At 71.9% G+C, this 14,186-nt stretch carries 10 protein-coding genes; 3 read left to right on the top strand and 7 right to left on the bottom strand.

Annotated features, from left to right (window positions below; translation table 11 throughout):
- Nucleotides 1-2: 2 nt before the first annotated feature.
- The 5 genes from NE234_RS32995 to NE234_RS33015 all read right to left on the bottom strand — a co-directional run bounded on the left by NE234_RS32995 (nt 3) and on the right by NE234_RS33015 (nt 4,658).
- Nucleotides 3-680: an aggregation-promoting factor C-terminal-like domain-containing protein gene (locus NE234_RS32995; protein WP_252784798.1), complete on the bottom strand. Its 678-nt coding sequence runs from the start codon at nt 678-680 to the stop codon at nt 3-5.
- An 84-nt stretch (nt 681-764) separates the two neighbouring features.
- A complete protein-coding gene (locus NE234_RS33000; RefSeq protein WP_252784799.1) occupies nt 765-1,733 on the bottom strand; it encodes a carbohydrate kinase family protein in 969 nt (322 codons plus the stop codon).
- A gap of 66 nt (nt 1,734-1,799) precedes the next feature.
- Nucleotides 1,800-2,600, bottom strand: coding sequence for an ATP-binding cassette domain-containing protein (locus tag NE234_RS33005; RefSeq protein WP_252784800.1), 801 nt, complete (start codon nt 2,598-2,600; stop codon nt 1,800-1,802).
- A 26-nt stretch (nt 2,601-2,626) separates the two neighbouring features.
- Entirely contained in the window at nt 2,627-3,637 is a 1,011-nt protein-coding gene (locus NE234_RS33010) for an ABC transporter permease (RefSeq protein ID WP_252784801.1), read from the bottom strand.
- Nucleotides 3,638-3,641: 4 nt separating this feature from the next.
- The gene (locus tag NE234_RS33015; RefSeq protein WP_252784802.1) at nt 3,642-4,658 is read right to left on the bottom strand and encodes a sugar ABC transporter substrate-binding protein; all 1,017 of its coding nucleotides are present in this window, start codon (nt 4,656-4,658) and stop codon (nt 3,642-3,644) included.
- A gap of 168 nt (nt 4,659-4,826) precedes the next feature.
- Between NE234_RS33015 and NE234_RS33020 the strand changes: the two genes are divergently transcribed.
- Nucleotides 4,827-5,906, top strand: a complete 1,080-nt coding sequence (locus tag NE234_RS33020) for a LacI family DNA-binding transcriptional regulator (protein WP_252784803.1) — start codon at nt 4,827-4,829, stop codon at nt 5,904-5,906.
- Here NE234_RS33020 and NE234_RS33025 read toward each other — a convergent pair.
- Entirely contained in the window at nt 5,899-7,182 is a 1,284-nt protein-coding gene (locus NE234_RS33025; protein WP_252784804.1) for an extracellular catalytic domain type 1 short-chain-length polyhydroxyalkanoate depolymerase, read from the bottom strand. The genes NE234_RS33020 and NE234_RS33025 overlap by 8 nt on opposite strands.
- 240 nt (nt 7,183-7,422) lie before the next feature.
- On the opposite strand from NE234_RS33025, the gene NE234_RS33030 reads away from it, so the two are divergent.
- On the top strand, nt 7,423-7,893 hold the full coding sequence (locus tag NE234_RS33030) for a MarR family winged helix-turn-helix transcriptional regulator (protein ID WP_252784805.1): 471 nt from the start codon (nt 7,423-7,425) through the stop codon (nt 7,891-7,893).
- A gap of 61 nt (nt 7,894-7,954) precedes the next feature.
- Nucleotides 7,955-10,789, top strand: coding sequence for a hypothetical protein (locus NE234_RS33035; protein WP_252784806.1), 2,835 nt, complete (start codon nt 7,955-7,957; stop codon nt 10,787-10,789).
- A 40-nt stretch (nt 10,790-10,829) separates the two neighbouring features.
- On the opposite strand, the gene NE234_RS33040 is transcribed toward NE234_RS33035, so the two are convergent.
- The gene (locus NE234_RS33040; RefSeq protein ID WP_252784807.1) at nt 10,830-14,111 is read right to left on the bottom strand and encodes an error-prone DNA polymerase; all 3,282 of its coding nucleotides are present in this window, start codon (nt 14,109-14,111) and stop codon (nt 10,830-10,832) included.
- Nucleotides 14,112-14,186 lie beyond the last annotated feature (75 nt).

Genomic DNA, 14,186 nt, shown 5'->3' on the forward strand with positions numbered 1-14,186 from the left:
CGTCAGTACCAGTGGTGGGCCTGCCACCACGACCAGGCCCGGCAGGGGTCGCCGTAGCGGGAGCCGATGTAGCTCAGGCCCCAGGTGATCTGGGTGATCGCGTTGTTGTGCCAGTCGGGCGCGACCGAGCCCATCTTCGAGCCGGGCAGGGCCTGCGCGATGCCGTAGGCGCCGCTGCTGGGGTTCTCGGCGTGCTCGTTCCAGCCGCTCTCGTGGTTCCACATGGTCAGCAGCGAGGGCCAGCACCGCCCCCAGCCCTTCAGGGCGTTCATCTTCTTGGCGTACTTCTGGTTGTCCGCGGCGCTGGGGTTGTTGCTCATCTTCTTCTTGAACGCCTCCCACTCCCGGCGCTTCCGCTCGGCCGCGGCGCGCTTCTTCGCGTCGCGCTCGGCGGCCTGCTCGGCCTTGTAGGCGCGCTCCCGCGCGCTGGCCTGGGCCTGGGCCATCATCGGGTCCATCGTGTAGCCCTCGAGGGCCCGCGCGAGGTCGTTCGTGGAGGTGTCCGCGGCGGCGCCGGCGGGAGGCTTCCCCTTGCCGAAGTCGATGTTCGCGACGACGAGGACCGCGGCCACGACGACGAGCGTCAGGATCACGCCCGTGTTGCCGAGCGTACGCCGCAGGATCCGCAGCGCGCGGGAACCCGCCGGCCGTTCAGGGGAGGAGGACTTCCGGGGGGACATGCACCCTAGCTTGCACCAGTCGCGACACTGGTGACCCCGTTTGTCCACATATTCGGCTGTGACCTCTGTGACGAAACTCGGGTCTCAGGTCGTGAGGGAGGCCGCGAGTTCGGCGCGCGTGGGCGGGTCGGCGCCCCGCCGCCCGCACGTGATCGCGGCCGCCCGCGCCGCCTCGGCGCACACCTCGGTGATCACCGAGCCGGGGGCGGCGCGGAGGGCGTCGCGGCGCTCCGCGCCGAGCAGCCCCCGCTCGTACAGGCCGGCGAGGACGGCGCTCATGTAGGAGTCGCCCGCGCCGACCGTGTCGACGACCTCGACCGCCCGCGCCGGCAGGTGGAGCGGCGCCAGGCGCGGCGCGGCGACGAGAACGCCCTCCGCCCCCAGCGTCACGATCACCACCCCGCCGGTCTCCTCGACCAGCCCGGCCGCGAACCGCCGCGGTTCGGCGTCGGACCGCAGCCACTCCAGGTCCGCGTCGCTGATCTTGACGACGTCCGCCGTACGCAGGAGCGCCTCGATGCGTGCCCGGGCGTCCGGCACGGCCGCCATGACGTCCGGGCGGCAGTTCGGGTCGTACCCGATCGTCGCCGTCTCCCGCGCCCGGCGGACGAGACCGGCCAGCGCATCGGCCCCCGGCGGCAGCACCATGGCGAGGGAGCCGACGTGGAGGGCGGCGACGTCGCCGAGCGGCACGCGGGCCAGCTCCTCGGCGGTCCACTGCCAGTCGGCGGTGCCCGCGAGCCGCAGGTCGTACGACGGCGGCCCGCCCGCCTCGTGATGTACGAACGCCACCGACGAGGGCTCCGCGGCGGCTGCCGCCGCGCGGGTGTCGACCCCGTTCCGTACCAGGTGGTCCCGGAGGGTCCGGCCGAACGGGTCCTCTCCGATCCGGGCGATCATGCGGGTCGGGACGCCGAGCCGGGCCAGCCCGACGGCGACGTTGGCCGGACTGCCTCCGGGCAGCGCGAGGTACGGGCCGCCGGGCCGCTCGGCGACGAGATCGATGATCGCTTCACCGGCGACCGCGACGACGCGGGCGTCAGGGATCCGCACACACTCTCCTCTGTTCGGGTCCGCGGGGCCGGCCGGGCGGACGACCCGTCCGGCCCCGCGGACCGGTCAATTCGTTCCGCCGCTCGCGGCGCCGTCCAGGTTGCCCGGCGCCGCTCCCGTCATGATGGCAACCGTCTCGGCCATGTCCGTCTCCGAGGGGCGTACGACGGCCACCCGCCGGCCGAGGCGCTGGACGTGGATCCGGTCGGCGACGTCGAAGACCGCGGGCATGTCATGGCTGATCAGAATGACCGGCAGCCCACGGTCGCGGACCTGACGGATCAGCTCCAGCACCATGCCCGACTCCTTCACACCGAGCGCGGCCGTCGGCTCGTCCATGATGACGACGTGCCGGGCGAACGCCGCGCTGCGCGCCACCGCGACGCCCTGCCGCTGACCGCCGGACAGCGTCTCCACCGCCTGTCTCGTGGACGTGATACCGATCTTCAGATCCCGCATGTGGCCGTCCGCCTCGGCCTGCATCCTCTTGTGGTCCAGCATCCGGAACACCCGGCCGAGGACGCCCCTGCGGCGCATCTCCCGCCCGAGGAACATGTTGCTCGCGATGTCCAGCGCCGGCGCCACCGCCAGATCCTGGTACACCGTCTCGATCCCGGCTCGCCGGGCGTCCGCCGGGCTGTGGAAGCGCACCGGCCGGCCGTCGAGCAGGATCCGCCCCTCATCCGGGATCAGCGCGCCGGACAGTGCCTTGATCAGGCTCGACTTGCCGGCGCCGTTGTCGCCGATCACGGCCAGGATCTCGCCGGGCAGGAGCTCGAAGTCCGCGCCCGCCAGCGCGGTGACGTGGCCGTACCGTTTGACCAGGCCGCGCGCCTCCAGGACCGGGCGCACGCTTTCCCCCGTCATGCTCGAATGCTTCGCGGCATGCGACGTCACGCGCGCCTCCTTCGGGCCAGTTGGTCGACGCTCACGGCGACGATGACCAGGATGCCGGTGATGAGGACCTGGTAGATGGACGGGACCCCGGTGAGCTGGAGGCCGTTGCGGATCACGCCCACGATCAGCGCGCCGCACAGTGCGCCGATGATGCTGCCCCGCCCGCCGAACAGACTGACGCCGCCCAGCACCACCGCGGTGATGCTGTCGAGGTTGTCCGTCTGCCCGGCCTGCGGGTCGCCGACGGACGTACGCCCGATCAGCAGGAGCCCGGCGAGGCCGTAGACGGCCCCGGCGACGGTGTAGACGGTCAGGAGCAGGCGGCGGTCGGGGATGCCGGTGAGGCGGGCGGCCTCGCGGTCGTCGCCGACCGCGTACAGGTGCCGGCCCGCCGCCGTCTGGCGCAGCACGTACCAGGCGACCGCGAACAGCGCCAGCATCACGACCGAGCCGTACGTGACGTCGGTGTCGCCCAGCGGGAACGTCCGGCCGAAGAAGGTCAGCGACGCGGGCAGGCCGGTGATCGTCTGCTCGTTCGAGTACACGTGGGTGAGCGCGAACGCGATGTTCCAGGTGCCCAGCGTCACGATGAACGGCGGGAGCTTCGCCACCGTGACCAGGCTGCCGTTCAGCGCGCCGAAGGCCGTGCACACGGCGACGCCGATCAGGATCGCCCAGACGCCCGGCACCCCGCCGCTGACGGCGAGCTTGGTCATGAAGATCGTGCCGAGCGCCATCACCGCCCCGTTGGACAGGTCGATGCCGGCGGTCAGGATGACGATCGTCTGGCCGACGGCGAGCGCGCCGACCACCATGACCTGCTGGACGATGAGGGAAAGATTCGCGCCGGTGAGGAACCGGTCGGTGCGGACGGTGAAGTAGACGCAGGCCAGCAGGAGGGCGAGGAGCGGCCCCACGGCGGGGAGGGCGAGGAACCGCGCGGCGCGGGCCGGCAGACCGCGCCGGTGCCCCGCCTCGGCACGGTCGGTGGCGGTGGCGGTCGACATCGGCTCAGCCCCAGCAGTTGGCCAGGCCGAACTGGACGTCCTTGGAGTCCACCCCGGGCTGCGCCTTGTTCGTGATCAGGTTGACGCCGGTGTCGGTGTAGCCGCTCGTCTTCTTGCCGGTCTTGGCGAAGTCGACGATCGCGTCCACGCCCTGCGTGGCCATCTTCAGGGGGTACTGCTGCGAGGTGGCCGCGATCTGCCCGGACTGCACGGCCCGGACGCCGGTGCAGCCGCCGTCGACCGACACGATCATGACGTTCTTCTCCCTGCCGGCCGCCTTCAGGGCGGTGTACGCACCGAGTGCCGCCGGCTCGTTGATCGTGTAGACGAGGTTGATGTCGGGGGCCTTCTGCAGGCAGTTCTCCATGGCGGTCTGGCCCTTGGCCTGGTCGCCCTGGGTGTTCTGCGCGCAGACGACGCTCGGATCGCCCTCCTTGACGCCGAATCCCTGCAGGAATCCGTTGTGCCGGAGGACGCCGACGGTGATCCCCGGGTTCAGGTCGAGCATGGCGATCTTCGCCGGCTTGGAGCCGAAGGCGGCCTTGGCGTACCTGCCGATCAAGACCCCGGCGTTGAGGTTGTTCGTGGCGAACAGGGCGTCAGAGGCGCTCTGCGGGTCGGTCGGCGTGTCGAGCGCGATGACCTCGATGCCCTTGGCGCGCGCCTTCTGGATGCTGGGCACGATGGCCTTGGTGTCGCTGGGGACGATCAGGATGCCCTTGACGCCCGCCGCGATCATGTTCTCCATCGCCGTGACCTGGCTGGCGTTGTCGCCATCGAACTTCCCGGCCGCGGTCATCAGCTTGACGCCCTTGGCCTGGGCCTCCTTCTGCGCGCCCTCCTTCATCTTGACGAAGAAGGGGTTGGTGTCGGTCTTGGTGATGAGGCCGACGGTGATCTCGCCGCCGGAGGCGGACCCTTTCGCGCCCTTGCCGCAGCCGGCCGCCACGAGGGACAGGGCGGCGATGGCGACCATCGCGCCGGCACGACGGCGGCGTGATGCCCAGACGTCACACTTCATGCTGATTCCTCCAACCCCGCCGCGGACTGTGCCGCGGCAGGTGACAGAGCGGTTGCCCCGAGGTTTCGGAAACGTTTCCCGGAAACGTTTCCGAGAATGTAAGACCCGGGCGTACGGTCTGTCCAGAGCTGCGGGCACAATCGACCGGGGCATGAGGGGGAGGACCGGGTGACACTGATTCCGGGCGAGGAGCGGCGGCGCCGCAAGGTGACGATGCGCGACGTCGCGGACCGGGCGGGCGTGGGGCTCGCGACCGTCTCACGAGTGATCAACGGCAAGCCCGGTGTCGCCGCCGACCTCGTCGAACGCGTTCACGACGCGGCCCGCGACCTCGGCTACCGACACGATCTCACCGCCAGCAGCCTGCGCCGCGCCGACCGCCGCACCGGGACGATCGCGCTGATTCTCGAGGACGTCGCCAACCCCTTCTCCTCGGCCCTGCACCGCGCCGTCGAGGACACCGCGCGCGCCGAGAATCTGCTCGTGCTCACCGGCAGCAGCGACGAGAATCCCGAGCGCGAGCGGGAGCTCATCGACACGTTCACCCTGCGACGGGTGGACGGCCTGATCGTCATCCCCACCGGCGGCGCGAACGCCGACCTGGCGGCCGTCCGGCGGCAGGGCACGCCCGTCGTCTGCGTCGACCGGCTGGTCGAGCTCGACCAGGTCGACACCGTCACCGTGGACAACCGGCAGGGCGCCCGCGTCGCCGTCCGGCGACTGCTCGACCTCGGCCACCGGCGCGTGGCGTTCCTCGGGGACATGGCGTCGATCTGGACGGCCCGTGAGAGGTACGCGGGCTACCTCGAGGGGCACGCCGGACGGCGGGTCGACGAGCGGCTGATCCACCGGGAGATCCGCAGCGCCGACGCCGCCGAGCACGCGATCCGCGAGATCCTCGAGGGCGACGAGCCGCCGACGGCCGTCTTCGCCGCGCAGAATCTCCTGACCATCGGCGCCGTCCGGGCCCTGCAGCACCTCGGCCTGCAGGAGCGGGTCGCGCTGATCGGCTTCGACGACTTCCCGCTGGCCGACATGCTGCGCCCCGGCGTCTCGGTCGTCGCCCAGGACCCCGCCGAGATCGGTCTGATCGCCGCGCGGCTCCTCCTCGGCCGTATCTCCGACGGTGACGACCGGCCCGCCCGGCACGTCGTCGTCCCGACGACCTACGTCGCCCGTGGCTCGGGCGAGATCCCGCTGCCGGATCGACCCGCCGGTCCCGCCGCCTCGGATCGGCGGATCAGGTGACGATGGTGCAGGCGGTGCCGTTCAGGGCGAACCCGGCCGGCGACGCGTTGGTGCCGCTGTAGGTGCCCTGGAAGCCGAAGCTCGCCTGGGCGCCGGGAGCGATCGTGGCGTTGAAGGAGGCGTTGCGGGCGGTGACCTGGGCGCCCGACTGGGTGATGGCGGCGTTCCACGTGCCGGTGATCTGCTGGTTCCCGGGCCAGGTCCAGGTGAGGGTCCAGCCGTTGACCGGGGCGGTGCCGTGGTTGGTGATGGTGACGTTGCCGGTGAAGCCGTTGTTCCAGGTGTTCGGGGTGTACGCGACCCAGCAGGCGGAGTCCGAGGGCGGCGGGGTCGGGGAGGTGGGCGGTGTCGGGCCGCCGGTGTCGAGGCCGAAGAACCGGATGGCGGCGGCGGCCATGCCGCTCATCGGGAGGGTGTGGCCGGCGCCGGCGACACTGATCGCCTCGACCTGGACGGCTCCGGAGGAGTCGGCGAAGCGCTGCCGGGTCCAGCCGGACTGCGGCGTGTCCGTGGAGGTGGGCGTGGTGCTCAGGCCGTGCACGTTCGTCCACTGCTTGACCTCCTCCGCCAGCTCGGCGTAGGAGACCACGGGGTCGGAGGTGCCGTGCCACAGCTGCATCCGCGGCCACGGGCCCTGGTAGGAGGGGTTCGCCTGGCGCACCGCGTCACCCCACTGCTGCGCGGTCTTGCCGACGCAGGGGGCGGAGTTGCCCCCGGGGTTGTAGGACGCCTCGTTGGGGAAGCAGGTGAACGGCACGCCCATGAACGCCGCGCCGGCCTTGAAGACCTCCGGGTAAAGGGCGGCCATCGCGTTGGTCATCATGGCGCCGGAGGAACTGCCGGTCACGAAGACCTGGTTCGGGTCGCCGTGATATTGCCGTTCCGTATACGTCACCATGGACATGAGCGAAACCGGGTCGGTGCGGCCGCCGCGCACCTTCGACGCGTCGGACCAGTTGTCGAAGCAGTTCATCTTCTTGGACGCCGACGGGAAGATCACGATGAAGCCGTACCGATCGGCCAGCGACGCGAACTCGCTGGAGGAGTAGAACCCCGGCCCCGAGCCTCCGCACGGGTGCATGGCCAGCACGATCGCGGGCGAGGCGGGGACCGAGTCGGGCCGGTAGACGTACATCTGCAGGTTGCCCGGGTTGTCGCCGAAGTCGGTCACCTGCACGAGGCCGGCCGCGGTGGCCTGGTGCGCGAGCACCACGGCCAGCACGGCGCACAGCACCGCGGCGCAGGCCCCGGCGAGCATCGTGGTGAGTCGTTTCATTCGCCCTCCTCTTATCGGTATTCGGGGCGTGGCCCTATCGACGCGCGCGGCATCGATATCGGTCGCTGGAAAGTAGAACGGCGCCGATCGGGCGTCAACGCCCAACGCGCGCTTTCGAGCGCGCTCCGCCGGGAGAAATAGATTTCCGCTGCTTATCAAGGCACTTGCTATCAAGATCCTTGATATAGTCCGGGAAAGTTACATCGGGCGGGCCGCGGGCGACCGCGATATCGTCTCCCGGTGACCGACCGCCGTAACCCCTCGGCCCCTCGGCCGGCCGGGTCCCCACCGCGCGTCAGCTACCTGGTCTTCCGCCTGGAGCGCCGCATCCGGGCCCGTCTGGACGAGGCGCTCGCCCGGCACGGCGTCACGACCACCGAGTACATGGCGCTCAGCGAACTGCGCCTGCGGGACGGGCCGTCGTCGGCGGAGCTCGCGCGCATCGCCTTCGTCACGCCGCAGGCGATGAGCCTGGTCATCCGCGATCTGGAGGGGCGGGGGCTGGTGCGCCGGGAGCCGCACCCCGACGGCGGCCGGGTCCTGCGCACCCGCCTCACGGCCAAGGGCCTGTCCACACTGCGCCGCTGTGACCGCTCGCTCGACGACATCGAGGCGGTCATGCTGGCCGGCGTCGACGACGCCACCCGCAAGGCCCTGGCGGAGAGCCTCATGGGGTGCGCGGGAGCCCTGCGCCCCGACTCTCGTAGCTGATCCGACCGGTTCGTGCCTAGGCTTGATCACCTGGCTTCGTCGGAAGGCTGGCTGTATGGGCATGAACGCCACGGAAGGGTATGTGCTCAACACGGAGGAGGGGCGCAGGCTCCTCGCCCTGTTCGACTCGTTGACGAGGTTGAACCCCTGGCGTCTCACCGGTCGGCCGTTCCCGGTGGTCGCCCTGGAGTCCGCGGATCCGCAGGCCGACGTCGGCGCCTACGTCGACGCGCTGGAACAGGCGGCCGCCGACGCACGGGTGCCCCACATCAGTCCCGTGCTCGAGACGGACGGGGAGGACGCCGACCTTCGCCTGCTCGACACGATGTCCGAAGCCGGAGCCTGGCGATCCGTCCGCCCCGACTTCGGGCGGCTCAAGTTCCCCCGTTCCGACCTGGTCAAGTCACTCGAGCGGGCCATCGCGCGCGCCGCCGCGAACGATACGAACCCCGCCGACGAGTGGAATGACGCCGCGGCGTCGTTCTCCTCGACCCTGCGCCCGGGCAGGGCGCCGGTCTGGTGGTCGGCGGCCGGCGTCACCGCGACCGTGCTGCTGGGCGGTTTCGCCCAGGGGTTAGCGGACAAGGTGACCCTTCCCGTGCTGCTCGTCGGCGCGGCCCTGCTGCTGGTGCTGCTGGGGCTGCTCGGCCTGCTCCTGCGACCGCGGTCCTGGCTGGCCGTCCTCACCCGGCTGGGGTTCGGAAGCCGCTATCGATGGTTCGCGACCTCCTCCTTCTTCAGCGTGCTGGGCGGCGAGGGTTTCGAGGGCCGGCTCAAACGGGTGCTCGGCCGGATGACCGCCAAGCACGGTGCCGACGAGTTCCGGTTGCAGCTGAAGTGCTTCGCGTTCCTGGAGGACCTGCGGGCGGCGCACGGCAGGCTGTCGCCCGATCTTCGAGGGTTCAAACGTCCCGTGCCGCCGGTGGTCTTCCTCAAGGGCATCACGAAGGACAACGGCGGCATCGAGCTGCTGTCGGCGATGAGCGACATCCGCAGCCGCCGCAGCGAGCTGCACCCCCTGCTCGTGATCGCCTCCGTGGACCACGCGCACCGGCGGGACCTCGACGACCTGGCGCCCCCGCAGCACCGGACCGACGCGTCCATCGACGACCGCTACGACGACTGGGAGGCGTCGCTGGGGACCGCGCAGGCCCCCAGCCAGCAGGTGGCGCTGCCCTGGGTGCTGCGCCTGCCGATCCCGGCCAGGCGGCCGGGCCGTAACCCGCCCGCCCCGCTGCCGGCCCGGCGCCGGCCGCTCTGGACGTGGCTGTGGTCCAGGCGATCCCTGGTGGTCGCCCTGCTCCTGATCGCGGTCGGCGTGCCGTACCTCCACACCCGGCTGGCCGCGAGGTACTGCCAGGTCGGGTTCCCCTTCTCCGCCAACACCGACGCACGGCTGCTCACCGACGCCGACGGCAGCCGCGAGTGCGTCGGCATCGCGACGGGGGGCGTCCGGTTCGAACGCGGGGCCACGAGCATCGGGGTCGACGGCAACCGCATGCCGCCGAGGGACGACGCGGACCTGGCCCTCTCTCAGGGCAGGTTCACGCTCGCGGACCTGCAGACCCGGATCGACCGCGAGAACCGGACCGTCCTGCGGCTGCACCAGCCGTACGTGACCGTGCTGTACGCCGGGATCCTCACCGCGGCCGAGGGCCACGACCAGAGCGTGGTGAGCGGCATCCGGGCACTGGCCGGCGCGTACCTCGCGCAGATCGGCAACAACCGGACCGGCCAGCCCGGCGCGGTCGGGAACCGGCTGAAGATCCGGCTGCTGCCCGTCAACGTCGGTGAGAACATGAACTTCTCCCGGCAGGCGAGCGACGTCATCCTCGCGCTGGCACGGCGGGACCCGACGGTGGTCGGGGTCGTCGGGATGGAGCGCAACACCGACGCCTCACAGGCCGCGATAACGCGCCTGAACGACGCCGGGCTCGCGGTGCTCGGCACCGTCAACTCCTCGGACCTGCTCCCGCGCCTGTCCCACTACTACGGGCTCGCCTCGACCGACCACGATGAGGCGGCCCTCGCCGCCTACGCGGCGCGGAAGGCGCTCGGCGGACGCCTTCCGCGCCACGCGATGATCGTCTCCCGGGAGCCCGGCGCGACGAAGGACCAGTACAGCGCCGAACTGGCCGCCGACGTCGAGCGGCAGTCGCGTTCGGCGCGCGTGTCGACCGTCCGTTACAACGGCGCGGACGACATCGGCGGCCAGATCAGGACCGCCTGCGCCGCGGCCGCCGGTGATCCTTTCGACCTGGTCTATTTCGCCGGCCGCGCCGAGGACCTGTACAACCTGATCAACAACCTGGGGGACGGCGGGTGCGCGAAACGACCGCTGGCGCTGCTGGGCGGCGACGAGGTCGCGCGGGCGCGGTTCGGCAACGGACCCCATGACGTCATCCTTCCGCCGGGGATCAGCGTCTACTTCACGAGCGCCACCTATCCGAGCAATCTCACCGCCGGCGGGAGGGACCGTTTCACGCCTTTCTTCACGCTGGCCCGCAACAACCTCGGCGTGAGCCCGGCGAATCAGGCACTGCTCGCGGACGGCCAGATGGCGCTGACCTATGACGCGACGTCCGTGCTGGCGCAGGCGGCTCAGCAGGCGTTCACCGCCCTCGCCATCCCGGCGAAGAGCGCATCGCTGGTCCCGGGCAGCCGGACGATCACCTCGGGCAGCGTGCTGCTGGAACTGACGTCCCGGCGGTGGGACAACGCGGCGACCGGTGCCGTCGACTTCACCAAGGACGATCACGATGCGAACGGCCCGGGGAACCGGGGACTGACCCTCGTCCGGGTCACCGTCGGCGGTGGGGGCCTACCGGGGTACCAGCCGCTCTGCGGCCGGATGAACGGAGGAGGCAAGGTCGCCGGACTGCCGCTCTGCCGGTGACGATTATTGATCTACAACGTAAAGGCGGTCGCCGGAGCGGTCACCGGAAGTCGCGGCTGCGGGTCAGCGTGGCGACGGGCAGCCGTTGCAGGCGTGTGGCGACGAGGTTCACGGCGCCGTCCTGGCGTTCGAGCCGGCCGTGGATGAGCAGCGCCTGCGCCTGGAACGCGATGGTGCGGTGGCGCTCCCAGATCTGCGGGCGGCACAGGACGTTGAGCATCCCGGTCTCGTCCTCGAGGTTGAAGAAGATCACCCCGTTGGCGGTCCCCGGGCGCTGCCGGTGCGTGACGACGCCCGCGACCAGGATGTTCGTGTCGCCCGGCACGTCCTTGATCGCTGCCAGGGGGACGGCCCCGCGCTCGTCCAGGACGGCCCGGACGTGCGCCATCGGGTGGTGCTCGGCCGTTCCGGTGGCCCACAGGTCGGCGATGGTCTGCTCGACCATGGTCATCGGCGGCAGTTCGGGCGCGGCGGTGCCCGGCGCGGTGCCGGGCAGGTGACCGGGGCGGGTGTGGGCCAGCGCGCCCGCCGCCCACAGCGCCTCGCGGCGGCCGAGGCCGAAGCAGCCGAACGCGCCCGCCGTCGCGAGGGCCTCCAGCGCCGCCGTCGGCGGCGCGGCCCGGCGCACCAGGTCCTCCAGGTCCGCGTACGGCCGGCCCGCGGCGATCCGCTTCGCGGCGTCCTCGCCGAGGTTCCGCACGGACGACAGGCCCAGGCGGATCGCCGGCTGCGGCTCCCCGGGCGCGTGCGGGAGGTCCCCGGCGGGCGTGTACGGCGCCTCCAGCGTCGCCTGGTCGGAACTGGCGTTGACGTCGACGCCGAGGACGCGTACGCCGTGCCGGCGGGCGTCGCCGAGCAGGGTGTGCGGGCTGTAGAACCCCATCGGCTGGTTGCGCAGCAGCCCGGTGGTGAACGCCGCCGGATAGTGCCGCTTCAGGTACGCGCTGGCGTACACGATGTGCGCGAAGCTCTGCGCGTGCGACTCGGGGAACCCGAAACTGGCGAAGCCGAGGATCTTGTCGTACACCTCCTCGGCGATCCCGGCGGGGATGCCGCGCTCGGCCATGCCGCTCAGCAGCCGGTCGCGGAGCCGCTCGACGCGCTCCGGCGCCCGTTTGGCGCTCATCGCCTGCCGCAGCGCGTCGGACTCGGCCGGGGTGAACCCCGCGCAGTCCACGGCCAGCTGCATCATCTGCTCCTGGAACAGCGGCACGCCCATCGTCCGCTCCAGCGCGTTCCTCATCAGCGGATGCGGGATGTCGGGTGGCTCGTGCCCGTTCCGGCGGCGCAGGTACGGGTGGACCGAACCGCCCTGGATCGGGCCGGGCCGGATCAGCGCGACCTCCACCACCAGGTCGTAGAACGTCCGTGGCTTGAGCCGGGGCAGCGTCGCCATCTGCGCGCGGGACTCGACCTGGAACACCCCGACCGTGTCGGCGTCGCACAGCATCGCGTACACGTCCAGGTCGTCCGGCGGGATCGTGTGCAGGTCGTAGCGCCGCCCGTGGAACTCGCCCACCAGGTCGAACGTGTCGTGCAGCGCCGCCAGCATGCCCAGCCCGAGCAGGTCGAACTTGACCAGCCCGACGGCGGCGCAGTCCTCCTTGTCCCACTGCAGCACGCTGCGGCCCGGCATCCGCGCCCACTCGACCGGGCACACCTCGCCGATCGGCCGGTCGCAGATCACCATGCCGCCCGAGTGGATGCCCAGGTGCCGGGGGAGCCGCTGCATCCGGCCCGCCAGCGCGGTCACCGCCTCCGGGATGCCCTCCGGCGGCCGGGAATCCGGCGAGAACTGCCGGGACCAGGCGTCCTGCTGGCCGGGGGAGAAGCCGAGCGCGCGGGCGGCGTCGCGGACCGCCATCCGCGGCCGGTACGTGATCACGTTGGCGACCTGGGCGGCCCGGTCCCGTCCGTACTTGTCGTAGACGTGCTGGATGACCTCCTCGCGCCGGCGGTTCTCGATGTCCAGATCGATGTCGGGCGGCCCGTCGCGGCCGGGCGACAGGAACCGCTCGAACAGCAGGTTGTGCCGTACGGGGTCGACGCCGGTGATGCCCAGCGCGTAACAGACCGCGGAGTTCACCGCCGAGCCCCGGCCCTGGCAGAGGATGTCGTTGTCCCGGCAGAACTCCACGATCTCGTGCACGATCAGGAAGTAGCCGGGGAAGCCGAGCTGCTCGATGACGCCCAGCTCCCACGCGATCTGCCGGTACGCCCGCGGCGCCCGCCGCCGCGTCCCGTACCGCTCCCGCGCCCCCTCCTCGACGAGGTGCCGCAGCCAGGTCGCCTCGGTGTGCCCGGGAGGCACGAGCCAGTCCGGCAGGTTCGGCGCGACCAGGTCCAGGTCGAACACGCAGGAGCGGCCCAGCTCGACCGTCCGCTCCAGCACGCCGGGGAAGCGGGCCAGCCGCGCCGCCATCTCCGCCGCCGACCGCAGGTGCGCGGTGCCGGTCGCGGGCAGCCAGGAGTCCATGTCGTCCAGGCCGCGCCGGGCCCGTACGGCGGCGAGCGCCTCGGCGAGCGGAGCGTCCCTCGGCGCGGCGTAGTGCACGTTGTTCGAGGCCACGACGCCGACGCCGACGCGCCGGGCGAGGTCGTCCAGGGCGTCGTTGCGCGCGTCGTCGAGGGGCTGGTCGTGGTCGATCAGCTCGGCGAAGACGTTCTCCCGCCCGAACATCTCCACCAGCGCCCGCAGCTCCGCCTCGGGGTCCGCGCCCGCGTGCACCGCGCCCTTGCGGCAGCCGGTGAGGACCACCCAGTGCCCGCCGTGCGCCGCCGCCAGGTCCGCCAGGTCGTAGACCGGGCGGCCTTTCCCACCCCCGGCCAGCTGCGCGCGGCTGATCGCGGCGCTCAGTCGCCCGTACCCCTCGACGTCGCGGGCCAGCACCAGCAGGTGCCGCCCGCCCGGATCGGGCTCGCCCGCCGCGGCGGCGGGCAGGTCCAGGCTCAGCTCCGCCCCGAAGATCGTGCCCACGCCGGTCCCCCTGGCGGCCTCCTTGAGGCGCACGGCCCCGTACATGCCGTCGTGGTCGGTGATCGCCAGCGCCTCGACGCCGAGCCGGACCGCCTCCTCGACCAGCTCCTCCGGGCTGGACGCGCCGTCGAGGAAGCTGTACGACGAATGGCAGTGCAGCTCCGCCCAGCCGCCCCGGAGCGACGGCAGCCGCACGGGCGGGGCGGGGCGGGTCGCCGGTTCGGGCCGCCCGCGCGGGGTGGGCCGGTCCGCCGGTTCGGTGGTCTCGCTCGCGGGCGGGGACGTGCCCCAGGACAGCCGCCGCTCGAACTGCCGCCACGGGATCCGCGGATTATCGAACCCCATGAGGCCCTCCCCCGCGGGGCGCGGCCGGCCGATCCAGGGCGGCACTCGCGGATGACGGGAGGGTCTCCCGGCTCG

Origin of the sequence: Actinoallomurus rhizosphaericola, assembly GCF_024055675.1 — a bacterium.
GTDB classification, from domain to species: Bacteria; Actinomycetota; Actinomycetes; order Streptosporangiales; family Streptosporangiaceae; genus Actinoallomurus; species Actinoallomurus soli.